Annotated in this window: 15 protein-coding genes and 1 tRNA gene; 7 read left to right on the top strand and 9 right to left on the bottom strand. The window is 35.6% G+C overall.

The window, feature by feature from the left end; genetic code table 11:
• The first annotated feature begins 46 nt into the window (after positions 1 to 46).
• A tRNA-Asp gene (locus BOQ64_RS05450) sits at positions 47 to 120 on the top strand.
• Between the two features lie 395 nt (positions 121 to 515).
• On the opposite strand, the gene BOQ64_RS05445 is transcribed toward BOQ64_RS05450, so the two are convergent.
• Positions 516 to 1955, bottom strand: a complete 1440-nt coding sequence (locus BOQ64_RS05445; protein ID WP_129058090.1) for a PLP-dependent aminotransferase family protein — start codon at positions 1953 to 1955, stop codon at positions 516 to 518.
• 86 nt (positions 1956 to 2041) lie between these two features.
• Between BOQ64_RS05445 and BOQ64_RS05440 the strand changes: the two genes are divergently transcribed.
• The gene (locus tag BOQ64_RS05440; protein WP_129058091.1) at positions 2042 to 2758 is read left to right on the top strand and encodes an aspartate/glutamate racemase family protein; all 717 of its coding nucleotides are present in this window, start codon (positions 2042 to 2044) and stop codon (positions 2756 to 2758) included.
• A 701-nt stretch (positions 2759 to 3459) separates the two neighbouring features.
• Positions 3460 to 5205, top strand: a complete 1746-nt coding sequence (locus tag BOQ64_RS05435; protein ID WP_129058092.1) for an amidohydrolase — start codon at positions 3460 to 3462, stop codon at positions 5203 to 5205.
• A gap of 48 nt (positions 5206 to 5253) precedes the next feature.
• Here BOQ64_RS05435 and BOQ64_RS05430 read toward each other — a convergent pair whose 3' ends face one another.
• From BOQ64_RS05430 to BOQ64_RS05420, 3 genes are read right to left on the bottom strand one after another with little or no spacing between them, the layout of a single operon-like run.
• Positions 5254 to 6435 carry a phosphatidylinositol-specific phospholipase C domain-containing protein gene (locus tag BOQ64_RS05430; RefSeq protein ID WP_129058093.1) on the bottom strand — a complete coding sequence of 394 codons (1182 nt, stop codon included), beginning with the start codon at positions 6433 to 6435 and terminating at the stop codon, positions 5254 to 5256.
• Positions 6436 to 6454: 19 nt separating this feature from the next.
• On the bottom strand, positions 6455 to 9301 hold the full coding sequence (locus tag BOQ64_RS05425; protein WP_129058094.1) for a TonB-dependent receptor: 2847 nt from the start codon (positions 9299 to 9301) through the stop codon (positions 6455 to 6457).
• A 47-nt stretch (positions 9302 to 9348) separates the two neighbouring features.
• Positions 9349 to 10485, bottom strand: coding sequence for a helix-turn-helix transcriptional regulator (locus BOQ64_RS05420; RefSeq protein WP_129058095.1), 1137 nt, complete (start codon positions 10483 to 10485; stop codon positions 9349 to 9351).
• Positions 10486 to 11589: 1104 nt separating this feature from the next.
• On the opposite strand from BOQ64_RS05420, the gene BOQ64_RS05415 reads away from it, so the two are divergent.
• Complete coding sequence (locus tag BOQ64_RS05415; RefSeq protein ID WP_129058096.1) at positions 11590 to 12348, top strand: response regulator transcription factor; 759 nt, start codon at positions 11590 to 11592, stop codon at positions 12346 to 12348.
• A gap of 26 nt (positions 12349 to 12374) precedes the next feature.
• Here the strand turns inward: BOQ64_RS05415 and BOQ64_RS05410 are convergent, their stop codons facing one another.
• The gene (locus BOQ64_RS05410) at positions 12375 to 13484 is read right to left on the bottom strand and encodes a LytTR family transcriptional regulator DNA-binding domain-containing protein (protein ID WP_129059652.1); all 1110 of its coding nucleotides are present in this window, start codon (positions 13482 to 13484) and stop codon (positions 12375 to 12377) included.
• Between the two features lie 168 nt (positions 13485 to 13652).
• On the opposite strand from BOQ64_RS05410, the gene BOQ64_RS05405 reads away from it, so the two are divergent.
• The 3 genes from BOQ64_RS05405 (at position 13653) to BOQ64_RS05395 (ending at position 16247) form a co-directional block, all read left to right on the top strand.
• The gene (locus tag BOQ64_RS05405; RefSeq protein WP_129058099.1) at positions 13653 to 14633 is read left to right on the top strand and encodes a cytochrome P460 family protein; all 981 of its coding nucleotides are present in this window, start codon (positions 13653 to 13655) and stop codon (positions 14631 to 14633) included.
• Complete coding sequence (locus tag BOQ64_RS05400; RefSeq protein ID WP_129058100.1) at positions 14620 to 15096, top strand: hypothetical protein; 477 nt, start codon at positions 14620 to 14622, stop codon at positions 15094 to 15096. The genes BOQ64_RS05405 and BOQ64_RS05400 overlap by 14 nt, the downstream gene beginning before the upstream one ends.
• 122 nt (positions 15097 to 15218) lie before the next feature.
• Positions 15219 to 16247: a L,D-transpeptidase gene (locus BOQ64_RS05395; RefSeq protein WP_129058378.1), complete on the top strand. Its 1029-nt coding sequence runs from the start codon at positions 15219 to 15221 to the stop codon at positions 16245 to 16247.
• On the opposite strand, the gene BOQ64_RS05390 is transcribed toward BOQ64_RS05395, so the two are convergent.
• The 4 genes from BOQ64_RS05390 to BOQ64_RS05380 all read right to left on the bottom strand — a co-directional run bounded on the left by BOQ64_RS05390 (position 16240) and on the right by BOQ64_RS05380 (position 18858).
• On the bottom strand, positions 16240 to 16767 hold the full coding sequence (locus tag BOQ64_RS05390) for a hypothetical protein (protein ID WP_129058101.1): 528 nt from the start codon (positions 16765 to 16767) through the stop codon (positions 16240 to 16242). The genes BOQ64_RS05395 and BOQ64_RS05390 overlap by 8 nt on opposite strands.
• A gap of 5 nt (positions 16768 to 16772) precedes the next feature.
• Entirely contained in the window at positions 16773 to 17528 is a 756-nt protein-coding gene (locus tag BOQ64_RS23715) for a PDZ domain-containing protein (protein WP_228448176.1), read from the bottom strand.
• A 104-nt stretch (positions 17529 to 17632) separates the two neighbouring features.
• A complete protein-coding gene (locus BOQ64_RS23710) occupies positions 17633 to 18100 on the bottom strand; it encodes an aspartyl protease family protein (RefSeq protein ID WP_228448174.1) in 468 nt (155 codons plus the stop codon).
• 119 nt (positions 18101 to 18219) lie between these two features.
• Positions 18220 to 18858, bottom strand: coding sequence for an alpha/beta hydrolase (locus BOQ64_RS05380; RefSeq protein WP_129058102.1), 639 nt, complete (start codon positions 18856 to 18858; stop codon positions 18220 to 18222).
• Positions 18859 to 19010: the final 152 nt, after the last annotated feature.

Here is a 19010-nt window from a genome sequence, read left to right as displayed (position 1 = left end):
GTCCCGTCCGGATCGCAGAAGTTTTCTCAATTTCTTTTAAAAAATTGATCCGGTAGTTCAGCTGGTTAGAATGCCGCCCTGTCACGGCGGAGGTCGCGGGTTCGAGTCCCGTCCGGATCGCAACTATTAAATCAAAATAGTACAAAAAGCTTTAAAACATTTGTTTTAAAGCTTTTTTATTTTTTACCAGTTCCAAAAGAAATAAAAAACGTACTGTATTAATAACGGCTATAAGCAAAGTCAGAAATACTATGGCATAGATCTCAAATCTATTCTCTTCTAAAGGGGGTAAATAAAGGATGTTTTACCTGTTCAAGTCTATCGTAAACCCAATAAATTGACACCAGAACGTTATGCTCTTTTTGAATATCAAGAACTACTAATTCAGGAACTCATTTAGACCTATTTTCCATTTGGATAATATAATAATCAAAATTCAATTTTCTCATTACAATATTCTTGCAATTCACCTATTCAACATTGCTGTCCTAATGACCCATCTAATATGATGATACTTAATATCCATTATGATTCAGCTCCATGCTCTTGATAATATCGCCGAGTCTTTTCAATGCATTTTCTACTTTTACATTCCAAACATTATTACAGCTGATTCGGATATAGTTTCTGTAATCTCCATGATTTGAAAACAGAGGTCCCGGAGCAAAATTCACAAATTGGTCAATGGCTTTTTTCTGAAGTTCAAAACTATCAATGTGAGAAGGCAGCTCGATCCACAGTACCAAACCACCTTCCGGACGGCTCATACGGATATCTGCCGGAAAATACTTTTCTATTGTCTGTATTGTCAAAAGCATCAGTCTGTGCAGTTCAGGCCGAAGTTTCCGCAGATGCCGGTCATAAGCTCCTGTCTTTAATAACTGAAGTAAAGAAGATTGTATAATACTTGCTGTTGCTACATTAGTAACGGCTTTCAGTTGGGTAACCTGTTCTGTAAAACGCCCTACAGCACACCAGCCGATTCTGTAACCGGGGGCAGCTGATTTTGAAAAAGAGGAGCACAACATAACCCAGCCGTGTCTGTCATAACTTTTTATATTGGTAGGACGCTGTGCCTGGAAATGTAGATCACCATAAATATCATCGTCTATTACCGGTATCTGTACTCTTTCTGCAAAAGCTGCTATTGCTGATTTCTTCTCATTATTTAAAGTAATCCCATTTGGATTATTAAAATTTGAAATTATGAGACAAACCGAAATATTTTGTTGGGTACAAATTTCTTCTAATTTCTGGACATCGATACCACTCACAGGACAGCTGGATAATTCAATAATTTTAAGATCAAGACTTTCTATTGTCTGTAGTATACCATGATAAATTGGTGATTGAACAACGACAGTATCACCCGTTTTTGTTACAGCACGCAAACATAAGCTGAGCGCCTCCAAAGCTCCATTGGTAACGATTATATCATCTGCTGCCAGATTCCCCTGCCATAGAAAAGACCTTCGGGCAATTTCTGCTCTCAGGTGAATATTTCCTGCAGCAGACTCATATTGTAAATGATGCCCAGTCAGATCCCTTGAAGCCTGTTGTAAACTTCTTCGTAAAGCGTTAAACGGCAGAAGATCCGGATTTAAAACAGCATTAAAAAATGAAACATAAGCTTTATTTTCTGAATCAGGAAAGGAAACTTCCTGTAAAACTTTTCCAATCGCTATTTTTTGAGCAAGAGTATTATTTTCTCCATGTTTTGGCAGACTTACGGAAGAAACAGAAGTACGGAGTACAACAAATCCTGATCTTTCTTTTCCAGCCACCAACCCCTTATCTTCCAAAAGAGCAAAGGCTTTCAGAATAGTTCCGACACTTATTTTCAGTTGCTGCCGGATACTTCTCAATGATGGAAGTTTAGATCCAATGGGATAAGTGCCGTTATTAATAGAAAATTCAAATTTCTCTGCAAGTGCTATATATTGGAAATCCTTCATCTGTTACATTAATATATTCATTTTTTGTATCTGTTACAGTATAGTAAAGATATCTACTTTTACTGAGAACAAAAAATAAGAAGAATATGAAAAAATTAGGATTGGTAGGAGGCATCAGTTGGGCATCTACTTTAGACTACTACCGCCTTCTGAATGAAGGAATCAATAAGGAATTAGGTGGGTTGAATTTTGCGGAATGTATTATTTATTCTGTCAACTTTAACCATTTTCAGCAATTTAATGCAGATTATGACTGGAATGCTACCTTCGAACTTCTTTATAATGCTGCCGAAAATGTAAAAAAATCTGGAGCGGAAGCTATTGTACTTTGTGCCAACACAGCCCATATTGTTGCTGATAGAATTGAAGAACAAATAGGATTACCACTTATTCATATTACAGCAGCTACAGCCAGTGCCGTTACGCGGAAAGGACTAAAAAAAGTCGGTTTATTAGGAACAAGCTATACAATGGAGCTGGATTTTTATAAGGATAAACTGATCGAAGGAGGTCTGGAGCCTCTGATTCCAGAAAAATCTGAAGATAGAGATTATATAGAAGATATTTTGAGAAATGAGTTAAGCAGAGGAATTATTAATCCTGAAACCAAGGAAAAATATCTGAAGATTATCCAGGATCTTGTAGATCGTGGAGCAGAAGGAATTATTCTAGGCTGTACAGAAATTCCGCTTCTTATCAAACAGAAAGATGTTTCTGTTCCGGTATTTGATACCATTCAGATTCACGTAGATGCAGCTGTAGCATTTGCCGTCTCAAAGCAAAACATTACAGTTAAGAATTAATTTATTGGTGGAAAATAAAAATACCCATATCTCTGCACCAGTTAGAAACAAATGTTCTCAATTTTATTTAAAAAGTGACCTATATAATATGAGAACAGCATAAAGTTTATAGATAGAGGATTTTATGAAAAGTACAAGTCCTGTCCGGATCGCAAAAAGTCTTCTAGAGATAGGAGACTTTTTTTGTTTATACCTTTCTGAAAAAAAGATACCAGCTTCTAAGTTTTATAACAATATCCTTTTTTGCTTTTAATAGGATCTTATATTCTGTTTTTAAAATTTTCATCCGTGAATTTTATTGTTGTTTATTTTTTAATCATATTTAATAAATTCTATAATTTAATATAATTAATTCTACAAAATATTTTCAATTCGTTTCTTAATTTGTTTTATTTTTACAAATATTGCTTAACCGTTACAAGTGAACATTCTGTGAAAAGGAATATACAGAGGTCTGTAAGTTTGGGTTTAAATAATATCCAATAAGCAGAAAGTCAGGGCTGAATTTGTAGAGCAGGTAATATTTTTCTCTTTAATAATCTTTAAATACTTCACGGAAATACTTCACATAGCTGGACCATGATCTAGGCTACTCTCCAAAACGATGTGGATTTGGAGGAAACCATTTGTTATATGAAAATTCAGCCCTGGTTGTTTGGGTTGTATAATAATAAAACTAATAACAAAAATCAAAAATTGACATGAAAAAGATTAAATTTTTTCTGTTGGGTATTGCTTTTGCGGGTTTGATCTCCTGTAAAAACTCAACAACGACTTACAAAGACATTACCGAAGCTACCGGTAATGGAGTTATTTATTATGGAGGAGATATTCTTACCATGGTAGGAGATACCCCTACTTATGCCGATGCAGTTTGGATTAAAGATGGAAAAATTGCTTACATAGGCAGTTTAGAAGAGGCTAAAAAGCAAGGGCAGGGAGCACAACTGGCTAATCTTGAAGGAAAAACATTATTGCCAAGCTTTATTGATGCTCACAGTCATTACATCAATTCTTTAACGGTATCAGATCAGGCTAATGTTTCTCCTAAACCTATTACAGATGGAAAAGGGGATAATGTAGATCAGATTATTGCAACCATAAAGCAGCTTAAGGATAAAGGGAACATTCCTAAAGATTCTCTTATTCAGGCTTATGGTTATGATGATACAAAAATGAATGGCAGGTTACTAAACAGAGATGATCTGGATAAAGCCTTTCCTGATAATCCTGTGATCGTAGGACATATTTCGATGCATGGAGCAGTATTAAACTCTAAGGCTCTTACAAGGTTTAATATCACAAAAGATACTCCAACTCCTAAGGGTGGTGTTATAGTGAGGGATGATAATGGAGCACCTTATGGTCTGATTATGGAAACTGCTTATTTACCCATTTTTGATAAGCTGCCGAAGCCTAGTCCGGATCAGCAGATTGCATGGTCAAAAAGAGGCCAGATGTTGTATGCAGAAGCAGGTATTACAACAGCCCATGATGGAGCTACCAAGTTTAATGATCTGGAAATTATGAAACATGCCAATAAGGCGAATGTAAATATGATTGATATTATTGCATTTCCCTTTATTGGAGATTTGAAATCTGTTCTGGCAAAATATCCTAAAAAAGACTGGTTAAAATATGATAATCACCTTAAAATAGGTGGCGTTAAAATTACAATAGATGGTTCACCTCAGGGTAAAACAGCTTTTTTTCATAAGCCTTATCTTACCGGAAGTCCTAGTGATCCAAATGATAATAAGTGGACAGGAGAGCTTACTTTTTCGCAAAATGAGATCACCGCAATGGTTGGGATGGTATATGATATGGAAGTTCCCCTGAATCTTCATGCTAATGGCGATTCTGCGATTGCTACCTTTCTGAAAGCTCATGAGATGGTTGCCAAACATGACCTTGGAAAAGAGAGGCATGTTACGATGATACATTCTCAGTTTGTGAGGAAAGATCAATTACTGAAATATCCGAAATATAAAATTCTGCCGTCATTCTATACTTTGCATACGTACTACTTTGCTGATGCCCATATTCAAAACAGAGGACCTGAACAGGCATCATATATGAGTCCGATGAAAGATGCAATAGGATTGGGACTTAAGCCAACCAATCATACGGACTTTGTGGTTCTTCCATTGAATCAGATGATGGTACTTTGGTCTTCAGTCAATAGAGTTTCATTCGGTAATAAAGCAATAGGTCAGGATCAGTGTATCACTCCTTATCAGGGGCTTCAGGCTATTACGATACATCCGGCTATCCAGTATATGGAACAGGCTACTAAAGGAACTTTGGAGAAAAATAAGCTTGCGGATCTGGTCATTCTGGACAAGAATCCATTGAAAGAAGATAAAATGAAAATTAAAGATATCAAAGTACTTCAAACTATTAAAGAAGGAAAAGTGATTTACTGCAATGAATGTAACAAGTCTTAATGATCAACTATAACCCCCCGGCTCTGAAAACAGAACCGGGGGTTTTAATTATTTACATGAAGTATTGATAGGATTATTAAGATAATCTTTCCCCTGTGGTGGCTGTACAAAATAAGGAGTACCATACGTATTTCCCGAGCGGAAAAAATCGGTGGAGACAACCTGAGCACCGCTGCTGAAGGCTGCTTTGGAACGGGTGAAATCATTCACCTTGGCTTCATAGGTTTCAATATCTGATCTCGTTCTTACCATATAGCCCTGCTTTACCAGATTCTGAATTTCTTTTTGCCTTACAATGGCATTGTCTCTTAAAATAAATCCTGCGAAAGAATCTTCAGGTTCACTGTTCAGAAACATAATTCTTTCTTTCAGAGATCCATTAATAAGATAAGGATTGTTTTTAGAAGAGAGAGTTCCTGCACTTCCCGGTAACAGCATGAAAATGAATTTTCCTTTACTGTCATTCAGTGTTGGCCAGTTGTTATGAGTCACGGCTTCTTTTAATGTGCTGTATTTTCCCTGCACTTCTTTTGGAGTGATGATTTTGTCTTTTCCCAGGTATTTTACGATTTCGGCATCCAGATCATCGTAAGCTTTTTTATCAAATGCTAAGACCTTTGTACTGTTTTCAAGAATAGGAAATCCGGAATCTTTCGCTTCGATCATCATAAAAACAGGAGTGTGCCCGGGATGTTGGTCCGACCATATTTTAAGGCTTGTAAGCGCATCTTTCAAAGTAGGATAGTGGGTTCTGAAATCAATATCTGCCATATGCAATACTTTAAATCCTGGCTGATCTAATCCTTTCGTGTTAAAAGGAGCTAAATCCGTTATTCCTTTTGTTTTTAAAGCTTCATAGGCCGCAGGATGGCTGAATCGGTTGCCTTCCGGATCATAATAAACATCTATTTCCAGACCTCGGAGATTGGCGTTAAGCTGTTCTGTGAAATCAGGATGGTTGTAGTTTAATCCCTCTTTCAAATCCATGCCATTAGGGTGGTATTCCTTGAATTTCGCTTTCTGCTCTTCAGACATCATGCCGTCGTACTTCTGCATCATTCCTTTAATGATGGGAGTAACCATATCCAAAACTTTGGGATCTACCGGCTGTGCGTATGAATTATGGGTGCCAACAATCTGAAGCTGATTAATCTTTGGGTTCTTACATTGATTCTGTGCCTGTAATAACGCTGCCATACAAAATGCAGCTCCGTATATATACTTTTTCATTGATGAATAATATTTTTGATTAAAAGTTGTAGGTGAAACCCATTTGTCCACGTATCCCTGAGTAGGAAATATTCTCTACACGGTCTTTAGTGCCCATATAGTAGCGGTTGGGTTCATTGAAAATATTGTTGAGTTCTAAAAATAGTCGGACATTCTTTGAAATGCTGTAGGAAGTAGAAAGATCCACTGTAAAGTTTTTATCAAAATATTGATAATGATCTGCCCCTGCAGCAGCTCTGATTTCACTCACATAATTCCCTTTGTAGTTTCCGGCAACCCGAAGCATCAGTTTACTGGTTTCATAAAACAGGATCGTATTGAAAATATGCTTAGCCTGATTAGGAATGGTGGTCGACATCGTTCCTGTTTGTTGTCCGTTCTCATAGATCGGCATATTCATTTTGGAAGAGATGTAGGTATAATTCCCTTCAAATCCTAAGTTTTTTAAGAATCCAGGAAGGTTTTCAAAACGCTTGGAAATCCCGAATTCAAAACCGAATAATTTTGCTCCTTCTAGATTCTTAGGAGCAGTGAAAGTATACGTTCTACCACCAATATCTGTCACCGACTGATCTTTATAAATAAGATTGGTGATGTCTTTGTAAAATACTCCGGCGGTAATCAGATCCAGCTTTCCAAAGTAGTTTTCAAACATAAGATCAAAATTGTTGGAAAACGTAGGATCCAGTTTGGTATTTCCCTGAGTAATGGTATTGGTGATATCATTGACAATGGTTCCCGGGTTCAGATCATTGAAATCAGGTCTTGCAAAAGAACGGGTATAGGCAAGTCTTAAAATACGGTCGTTACTGATATTCCATTTCAGATTGACCATAGGAAGCACAACATTATAGGTTTTATTGTCTTTAATATCTTCCGTTTTATTATCCTTGTCTGAAACCACTTTTTTACCCCAGAAGGTAATGTCGTTATATTCATTTCTGAAACCACCCAATACCTGAAGCTGGTCAGTCACTTTCCAGGTTCCCATCATATAAGCTGCCCATACATTTTCAGTTCCGCGGTAAGAGCTTGTGATATTGGAGCTGCTGTCTTTATTGCTTACCTGCATCAGTCCTAAGCTATTCTGTATACCTGGATTGTACATCTGATCGATCTGTCCGTTGGTAATCTGATTGATGATCACTGAATTATAAGGGTTTCCAAAAGGGTTCATAAAACCGCCTCTGTATGGGAAAGCTTCACGTTCAAGTTGACTCAGATAGGTTACGGGAGCTCCGGGTATACCAAGAGAAGATTTGGGTATCCATACCAGTAAAGAACTGTCGACATTTTTGTTTTTATTATTATATTTCGTTCCAAATTTAAGTTCAAAACGATCAGACATTTTATACTTTAGATCAATCTGCCCTCTAAGATCTGTTTCACTGTTATGATTTTGGCTGAGGATGATTTGGTTTAATTTCAGTTTATCTGCTGCAATAGCTTGCTGATTATAGGGTAAAGTATAATTTCCGGTATCACCAATGCCATCAGGAGCATCCATTGTCATATATTTTCTTCCGTCCGCGGAAAGATTTCCATAGGTCATGGGCTGTACAAAATTAACCATAGGATACCCTCTTTCATTTTGATCAAGATTTTTCGGAGAATCAAATTTAAACTCTGAACGGGCTTTGGATAATGACCAGTTTACTTCCAAACGCTGTCCTACCTGATGGTTTCCACCCAGCTGCATAGAATAAAGGTCTGTGAGATAATCTGCATGGCGGGCTTGAAGCGTTACATTTTTATTGTCAAAATTAAAATAGGTTTCCCTTACAGATTGCCCGTCTTTGTATTGGCTGTACAAGCCTTTAAAATATAATTTATTCCTGCTGTTGATCTCATAATCCAGACCCAGATTAAACCCAAGTGTTCTTCGGTTGGCTAGATAATCTCTAAGCTGTAGCTGATTAATAGAGTAGGAGGCTGTTTTATCTTTCAGTCCGTAATTGAAAATATTTCTCATCTGATCGATGGCCGTAGAACGTTCCCAGATTACTGCGGAAGAAATAAATTTCAGTTTATCAGTAATCTTATTTCCATAAACAATGGATGAATTATACGTTGGGGATTTAGACATATTAACATATCCGGAAGACATACTAATGGCTAAAGTTTCCTTATTCGGAGAAGTTTTGGTAATGAAATCTACATTTCCACCAATAGCATCGCCATCCAGATCAGGTGTTAAGGCTTTGGATAAACGGACATTCTGTATAAGTTCCGAAGGGAAAATATCCATCTGAACTCCACGGTTAGCATTGTCACCGCTTGCACTGGGCATTCTGTTGCCATTTAAAGTAGAAGCAGTCCATTGTACAGGAGTTCCTCTTACAGCAACAAAACGTCCTTCTCCCATATCACGTTCAATAGATACTCCCTGCATTCGTTGTACAGCATCTGCGGCGTTGCGGTCCGGTAGCTTTCCAATGGCATCCGCAGAGAGCACTTCTGTGATGGTATTGGAGTTTTTCTTCATGGTAATGGCTCTGGCCTGCGAAGCTTTGTAAACACTGGTAACCACCACTTCCTGAATACTGTTTTCCTTCGGTTTAGCTCCGAATTTAACCAGTCCAAGATCTACTTCCTTTTTGTCTGTTACGTTGAAAGGAATGTAAACAGTATCATATCCCTTATATTCTACAACAAGTTTGTAACTGCCATCATTAACATTATTCAGAACAAAGGAACCATCGGTATTGGAGGTAACCTTTTGTCCACTGTTTTCAAGATATATCAGGGCGTTGGGTAGGTTTCCCTGATTATCTACTACGGTTCCGTGAACCGAGGTCTGTGCAAAGGCCAAAGAGCCTAAAAGAAAAAATGCTGCTTTTGTTAAAAAAAGACTTTCTCGTGACATCTTAGTGAATTTTTTGCAAAGATGTCAGCTCGTTAAAAAGTTTTAGTTCATTTAAATTTTATACTACTGTTTCTATTGAGTTCGAAGTGAACTGTTTTGAAAATCAATAAATTACTAATGTTAAATAATTGTAACTTAGTGAACAAGCTGAGATGGAAGACAGTCAAATTCCTTTTGAAATATTTATAAAAAGTAGATTTGGATTTAAAACCACATTGAAAAGCAAGATCAATAACACTGGCGGAAGGATCCTCTGACAAGATTTGTTTAAAATGCTGAATGCGGTTTCTGTTGGTATATTCGTGGAAATTGGTGTTGAGGTACTTGTTGAAGGTAATGCTTAAATCGGATTTGCTTATTCTTAAATGGCTGGAAAGCTGATCCAGAGTAAACTCTTCATCCAGATAAATATGACTTTCCTTATAAAAAGAGACAATGGCACTTTGTACCGTATCAAAATCTATTTTTGAAAGATCTTTATACTGATATGTATCTTTAGGAACTGAAAAATGAGAAGTATTCTGCTGTTCCTGGAGCCTGTGCTGGTACGTTAAAATATAAACGTACAGAATCCATCCGAACTGGAAGAGGAATAGAAGACTGTAGATTTTCTGATAGATCAGGGTATTCCATCCCAATTGATAAACGGTCCAAAATACCAACACTCCAATTAATACATAACAAACCAGGTAACGGAAATTACCGGCCACAGGGTGGTTAATATTTTTACGGTATTTTGTCAGAAAATAAATACAGATAAGGAGACATGCCACCCAATAATGACTGTAATAAGTGAAATAAGCCTGATAAGACCTGATAGCAATGTCTGCCCAGGACAGATCAAAGATTTTTGCTGTAAGAGCAACAGCATGGTGAATAACCACTAATGTGAGTGGAAAGATCAGGTATTTAAGTTTGTCTCCCCATTTTGCATGAATTAAACAGGCTGTAATAGATAAGAAAATAAGACCTTTGAAAATGCGGAGACTTCCCGGAATTTCATACAGAACAGATTCATAACCAAATCTTTGAATAATGAAATATTCGTATCCCATATCCAATGCAACCACTCCAATGTACAATAACAGCATATTCAGAACAGATTCTCTGTTTTTGATGAGGGAAAGTAATAGAGTGAGGGTGATAAGTGCCTGTAGTACAACTACCATAATGATGTATAACATGATAACTGATATTTTGCCAAAATTATAGATAATATGAGTAGAGTATCTTTAACAAATTATTAAATATCAGTTAGAATAGATACGTTGGTAGATTTTGTAAAATTGAATTCTTATTACTACTTTAGCTATTAAAGCAGATTTTGATGTCAAAAAAGAAGTCCATATTATTATCAATACTGAAAACCTGGTTTTTCTCAACGGTTGTTTCCTCTTTTTTTCTCATTGTGTTTATGAGTCTGACCAAACCGGTGGTGGCTGAACGTCCAAGAAATTGTGATATGAGTGGTTTGGCTTATGGGCTTGTGATTATCTGGCTTTTGCTTTTGAGTATATCTTCATTCAGTAGCTTGCTTTCACTTCTAGGATCGTTTCAGAGTAAAATAAAAATAATGTTTTGCTGGTTCTTACTTCCGATTATTTTCATTATCTATTATTTCTTTATGATTACGGAAGGCCAAACGATCAATGGAGAGGACATTTTGTTTTTTCTGATAGCCAACTTTCCATGGCTTGCCTTTTGGGTATTTTATTATTCCAGATTTAACAGGCTTTACGGCAAACAGATTGATAAGTAATAATTACTGATTCAATCAGCAATTGAATTGCTTTTTTGGAGGTTGAAGAATAATTTGGTAAATATAGGATCAAAAAAAATTACTGCCTTGTAGGACAGTAATAGTAAAAATCAGTGATATGGTGGGTTGATCAGTTTGTAAGCAGAGATTTATGCTGTTTAAAAAGGCTGATCGGTGTTGTGTTGCTTTTAATTCGGTCAATTATTTAATATTTAGTCTGAATTAGGTGTCATTGTCTGAGTTATTTTACGATAAAAACTTGACGAATCAACTTTATTTGGACCGAATCCCGGCAACAGCTATATCATGGTTATTGATGACATTGTTGGTTTTATTTTTCTAATTGCTTGTGTGCTATCTCTTCCATACCCATTCTGGCGATGGGGTTTTTGAAAAAAGATACAATCATGCAAATCATTTGCAAATCTATATCACAGCATTTTGAGAATTGCTACACTTTTGTGTAGATTTGTGGGAAGAAAGCTAAAAACTATACTTTAGTGTAGTAGCGAAAAAGCTTTTCAAAACTATGGAACAGATTAAAAGGTTTTTTAACGAACAAAATGAAGTCAGTAAAGATGCTGACATTGATTTAAGTCAGGGTGGAGATTATCTTGAGGCTATAAAAGCACTTGCCAGAACTACCTATCAGAGTTTGTATGTGATCAATTATCAGACTAAAGGATTTGAATATGTATCAGATAACCCGCTTTTTTTGTGTGGAAAAACCTCGGCCGAAGTAAAAGATCTTGGATATGCATTCTATTTTCAGAATGTGAAGCCGGAGGATATTGAAATGTTGATTAAAATTAATGAAGCAGGATTTAAATTTTACGATAAAATTCCGATAGAAGATAGAAAGCTGTATTCCATTTCCTATGACTTCTATCTTATCAATAGTAAAAAGAATATGATCCTTGTGAATCATAAGCTTGCTCCTATGTTCCTTACAGAAAATGGGCAGGTATGGAAGGCTTTGTGTGCTGTTTCATTATCCAATAATACCTCTTCCGGAAATGTGGTGCTCAGTAAAGAAGGCTCCGATGAGATCTGGAGATATGATCTTACAGCAGATAAATGGGAGAAAGATGCAAGGATAAAATTATCTTCCCGAGAGCATGAAATCCTGAGCCTTTATGCAAGTGGTTTGACAATCAGCGAAATTGCTGAAAAACTTTTTATTACATCAGATACCGTAAAATTTCACCGCAAAAAACTTTTCGAAAAAATTGGAGTTAGCAATATTGCAGAGGCTTTATCGTATGCAAAAATCAATAAATTGCTTTAAATTTTGTAGAAATAAATAGAAAATGGTTATTGTTCCAGCCATTTCTTGAATTCTGAAACTCTGTTCTTGCTGATGAGTATCATTTCATCACTTTCAGGTTTTACCATTAGTTTTAATTGATTTTTGCCATACACAAGAATGTTATTAATGGCATTTACATTAATGATAAACTGTCGGTTCGCTCTGTAAAACATTTGTGGATCTAAGGTTTTGATCAGTTCATCCAGACTGGAGTTGACAGAATATTGGCTTCCCGACCGTGTTTTTATGTAAACAATGTTATTTTCAAGAAAGAAATAAGCAATTTCCGAGGTTTCTAAAGACACCAATTCGTCTTTATGATAGGTAATGATTCTTTTCTTTACATTATCCGTTGATTCCTCTCTTAAAAGATCATTGTTATTTTCTTTATGTTTTTCATGAATTAAATGAAGATGTGTATTGATAGCCGTTAAAGTATTCACTTCATTATTAAGGTCTTTAATCTCATCATTTTTCTGAGTTTCATATTTTTTATAGATCATTCGAATGAGAAAGAAACTTATTCCAAGAATTGATAAAGTGGCGATTAAAAATACAATGAGGAAAGTTAAATATAAATCAGAAATCTGCTGTTCTATGACATCAATATTTGCGTGTGAAGCTACCATCCAGTTACTGCCTTTTACAGGATAAAAACTTACAATTTCTGAAGCACGGTTTGAAGCTTCATTAAAATGATGTATTCCCGTACTGGCTTTTCCTGAATGTAGTATCTCCAGAAAATCAAATTGCTTGTTATTTAAAATAAATTCTGAGCTGTTGATCTCAACTTTTTTACCAACTAAAGCTGGATTGGGATGACAAAGCTCAATACCTTTCTGATTATACATACAAATAAACCCACTTTGTGTATCCGTATTTACAATGCTGCTTTGAAGATTCTGAATAACAGTTTCTTCTGAAAGACCTTGCTTAAGTTGTAATTCCAGCAATTTTCCAATTTCACGAGCTTCTCTTTTTCCTGCCTCAAAAGTACTGTTGAAAACATCTTTTTTAGAAGAAGAATATAAATATCGGAAAGAAAAAAAGCTGATAAGCAAGATCACTATGCTTATGGCGGAAAAAGTGATAGTATAAAGATTGATCTTTTTCATTAATGAGGAGCGAATTTCTAATTCGCTTCAAAATTACGGATTTATTCGCAAGAAAATATTCGCTTTTAAGGGTTAAATTTTCCCTTTCACGGATTGTTTAATGAGGTAAGGTGTTGGTTTTCTATAGTTTTGGGCTTATAATTTAATTGAACTTAAAATGATTCTCTCATGAAAAATAAGAATAAACTGATCTTAGTTTTGCTTGCCGGATTTGCAGGTTTACAGTTTTTTCGACCTGAAAAAATTGATTACGGAACAAAAACAGAAAACCTGACCAACGTTCCAAAAGAAGTTAATGCCATCCTGAGAAGCTCATGTTTTGATTGTCATTCCTCACAAGCCAATTTAAGATGGTATGATAAAATTACACCTGCTAATTTTTTGGTTACATCACACATTAAAGAGGCCAGAAAAGTATTAGACTTCTCTCAATGGGATTCCTGGCCAAAAGCACAGCAGAATTCAACGATTTACTATGCAATTAACAAAGTCTTGTCAGGAGAAATGCCGCTTCCAAGCTATGCCGCTGTTCATTCCTCTGCAAAATGGAATCAGGAGCAAATTCAGACGTTGAAAAACTATGCTTTATCACTCACCCCTCGTAAAGTTTCAGATGATTCACAAATAAAAGTGGCGGAGGAGCAATATAATTCTTGGGTAAAAGGAGAACTGAAAAAAACTCATGTAGAAGATGCTCCGAACGGACAGCATTATTTCCCGGATTACCGAAACTGGAAAGCGATTAGTACAACAGATCGGTTTGATAATGGAACAATGCGAATTATTTTTGGGAATGCTGTTGCTGTAAAAGCAATTCAGGACCATAAAGTAAACCCTTGGCCGGATGGAACTGTCATTGCAAAAACAGTTTGGAAACAGCAGGTACAAAAAGATGGGAGTATTTCTTCAGGTGAGTTTTTAGCAGTAGAATTTATGGTTAAAGATGCTCAAAAGTATTCTAAAACAAAAGGCTGGAACTGGGCAAGATGGAAAGGTGCTGATTTAAAACCTTATGGAGGTGATACTCCAAATTTTGAGCAGGAATGTATTGAGTGTCATAAGCCTGTAGCCAATCGTGATTATGTTTTTACCCCCCCGTTATACCTAATTTCTCAACTTCAAAAAATCAGACAACATGAAAAACTATAGTTTATTTTTAATTTTTGCTTTGATATTATTGGCTTCCTGTCAAAAGAATTCTGAAAATATTTTTAATCTGGAAGCATCTTTTGAACAAAGTGATGAACTGAAAGAAAATCCGCTTTTAATGAAACCTATCACGTCTTCTATTCAGCCCAAAATAAAAACAATGTCAACCCTGTATGGGAATGATATAGCATTTGATTATGCAAAAACACATTTTAGTTCTGATTATCCTAAAAATGCAGTTTTGTACGAGGTCACCTGGGCCCAAAAACCTGATGAATTATGGTTTGGAGCTAATATTCCGAAAAACATAATCTCTGTTGAGAAAATTAGCTTTCCAGATAATGGTTTTGTACTATACGAAATGTTTCAGGGAAAGACCTTAAAGAGAGTGAAAACAGATCATAAAAATGAGAATCTAAGGATAGAGGCAATACTTTCTCAAAAAATGGCAGTTTCTCCATAATTTTCAGATTCCCGTATTTTCACGGTATTTTTATTGATGATAGTTGTTATTTCATCTTTAGGTCTGATATTTGTACTGAGTAGAAAAACTGAAATACCAATTTATTTATAATGAACATATTTGTGAAAAAATCATTTCTATATGCTTGCTTATGTGCTATATTTCTCGTTTCCTGTAAGAAAGAAATAGATAAAATAAGTGATACTTTTAAAGATACTGTTTCTTCATCCGAAATTCCGGAAACAGAAAAAGACTCCATAAAGAAAGATTCTGTACCTGTGGTTAAAAAAGAATCAGCTCCGCCTATGATGCAGGAGAATGGTTTTTATAATGCATTTGTACTTCCAAAAGATAAAAAGATGAGGGATTCTGTGTATGCAGAGTTCAGCAAGAAATATAGTGTAGAAGAGCGTACCGCTATTTTAGCGTTAAACAGACTGGATTCTAAAAGCAAATGGAATGCTGATACCTTGGTAGTTCCTGCTAAAATAGATACTACTTTGATGGCGTATTCGCCATTTCCTATGCAGCTTGATGTATTAAGTGGTGTGAAGAAATTTGTGATTTTCTCATATCCTATTCAGGCTTATGCAGTATATTCTAGTGGAAGCCTTGTGAAATGGGGACCAACGAGTATGGGGAAAAAGACAGCACAAACAACAAGAGGGCTTACTTTTGCCAACTGGAAAAAGAAACTTTCTATTTCCACTGTAAGCAGTGAATGGAAACTGCCTTACAACTTTAATATCCATAATATTGGCGGGATCGGATGGCATGAGTATACACTTCCTGGCTACCCGGCATCACACTCGTGTTTAAGATTGCTGAGAAAAGATGCTCAATGGCTTTATTCTTATGCAGATACCTGGATCCTTAATCCCGGTGGTGCTACTACAAAAGCAAGAGGTACAGCAGTAATGGTATTTGGTGACTATAATTGGGGGGGGAGAAGACCATGGAAAAAGCTTCTGAATGATCCGAATGCTAATAACATCTCTGTAGAAGAACTAACGAAATTATTAGAACCGGATGTTCCTAAAATGTTGAAAGAACAGGCCAACAGAGAAAAAGTAGCCGATTCTATTAAAACAGCAAGAGCAATGGCTACTCCAATTCAGAATGAAAGACCTACAGATACTTTGTCTAAATAATCTTCTTCTCAAACTGTAAAGTAGATTCCTCAGCAAACTGTCTTAATTTAAGCATTTCATCTTTTCCTTTATGCTGCCCAAACCTTGCGGCAAGATAAGTAAGAAGAATAAAAAATAACATAACAAAAGAAGCGCTCAGTGCCCAAGGGTATTCAGCGCTTTTTATTTGTTTTTCCACGTAATACATGGTGAAGAAGGTCATCCAAAGAATTGAGAAGGAGAAATAAAGGAACATGAAGAATGTCCAGACTGCAGAACTGGGACCAAAAACACCTCTTATAACCGTTTCATCATCTTCTATCTCTACACGTAAAGCAAGGCGGGGTTTCCAGTAATTATCATATTCTGTTTCCACCCATATAGTTGCAACCTCTTTATTGATATTGCCCGAAAATTCTTTTTTATGTTCAGCGAGATATTTTTTTAAATTTTCTGCATACTCTTCTTTGGTGAGATGAGTAAACATCTTAAATCTAGGGCGGGTTCTTATTCTGTCTAAGGTGGTTTCTTCAGTTGTCATACTATTTATTCTTGATAAGGAATAGGGTCTTCTAAATTAAAACGGAAAGTAAGTTTATCTTCTTTTCTTTGAACAATTATGGTAATGCTTCGTCCTTCAGAAGATTTCATAAGTTCAAGGATGGTCTCAAGAGTCATTTCTGATGTTTTATTCCCATTGATGTTAATGATTCTGTCATCCTTTTTTAGACCTGCTTTATAAGCCGGCGAATCTTTTCTCACCCCAGCAATTGAAAATATGGGTTTCAGGCTAAATTTATACTGAAAAGAATCTTCTTTGTAAAATTCATTTACTTTACCAGCTACAGCGGTAGTTTTGGTATCAATTTTTACTCTGTCTTCCTGCCATTCAAGGCCATCCTGCTTAAAGTCGAGACCACTCATGTTAAAGTGAAAAGGATCATCAAAATTCCTGTTTTTCTTCAAATATAGCTTATTATTGGCATAATCAAAAATAGCGGAAAACCGTCTCATGATTTCACCGCCTATAGATCCTTTTCTGTCTTTTACCAGATTCACATGCTGAATAGAATATTCATCAGGCATTGCAGTAAGAGGTTTTTCAAATTTAAAATCACCAAGATAAAAGTTATGGATTCTGCTTCTTTTACCATAAATATCCCCGTTGAATCCATACCCTAGAAAGTCATCAATATTTGGTCGGTTATAAACAAAATCTTTGATAAGAGTAGGAAAAAGCCAAATAGCATCGCTGTTACCAAGATCAATCAGAAGTTTTGAGTTTTTCTTATCATTGGTCATTTCTACATCAGCAGTTAGATAAGGCTTCTCTTTTTCTATACTGATTGGTATTTCATTGAATTTTCTGACTTTTCTTTTTAAAAGATCTATATTCTCGTAAATCGTTATTTTTTTAGAAACATAGTCAATTGCAATAGGGTGATCCTTAAAAAATGATAACCGATAACACCGTTTACAGGGATACCTACATGGGGAGAAATGTTGAAATCCTCATCAATAATCACATAAAGAGACATTGAGGTATTGATGATTTCATTCCCAATCCTGCCAATATTACGGTCCGATTTTAATCCATCTATACTTAAGCTTCCTCCAAGTCCCGAGAACTTTATTTTTTCAACATTGCTGAGCTTAAGATCTTTATTTTCCAGGCTGAATAGAATGGTTTCTGCAACACCGGTATCTACCATAAAAGTAAGATCTGCACCATTAATGTTGATAGGGATGAAAATGAGATTATTGATGAGCTGAAAAGGAATCACAGCTTTTGGCGTATTGATGAGCCGGAAAGAGTTCTGGGAATGGGCAAAAATACCTGATAATAAACCCAGTAAAAGTAGTATTAGTTTCATTTACTGAATTTACTGAATTTATCTTTATTATAATAAAAAACATTCCAAATGCAGGAATGTTTATATAAACTACAATGAATTTATTTATTTTGTTGGATTTGTATTAATTCTGAAAGTGCTTATTTTGAGAAAAAATCCATTAAATCCATATAATTCTTCTGATTAACGCCATGTCCGCTCATATATTCTCTGAATGTGAAATAACAGTTAAGGTCATAAAGCAGTTCTGCAGCCTTTCTACCCCAGTCAATCGGGATAACGGCATCATCTGTACCATGAGAAACAAAGAATCTTAGTGTTTCCAGTTTCTTTTTGTCTTTTACAATGCCATCCAGAATTTTCTCTTCTGCGTAGGCACTCAAACAGGCAATATTTGTAAATAATTCAGGATATTTTAAGGCCAGTGCATAACATAATATTCCACCCTGGCTGAATCCGCATAAATGCACTTTGCTTTCTGTAAGACCGTAATTATTTACTATTTTTAGTATACTTTCCAAAACAGCATTTAAAGATTCTTTAGCCTGAGGAACATCAATAAAATTTTCCGGATCATTAAAATTAATGTCATACCATGAATATCCTTCAAACTGAGTATCTCTTGGAGCTCTGAAACTGACGATAATCCAATCTTGCGGAAGGGTTTCTCTAAAGTTGAAAAGGTCCTGCTCATTGCTGCCGTAGCCGTGAAGCATAAAAAGGATAGGAGTAGAAGAGGTAATATTTTCCGGCTCTCTTACTAAGTAATCTAAATTCATACAGCAAATATAATTAATAAATTACATTGTAAATCCTAACTTTTATGATTCATGTAAATGATTTAAAAATCATTTTTATAGAAGAAAAAGTAAGATGAAACATCTATAAAGAACATTCAGATGATATTTTTTACCGGTGTTTTTATCAGTAT

It is taken from the genome of Chryseobacterium sp. CH25, assembly GCF_004119455.1.
GTDB lineage: Bacteria > Bacteroidota > Bacteroidia > Flavobacteriales > Weeksellaceae > Chryseobacterium.
Note: the sequence above shows the minus strand (reverse complement) of the source record. Positions and strands in the feature narration are given on the sequence as shown.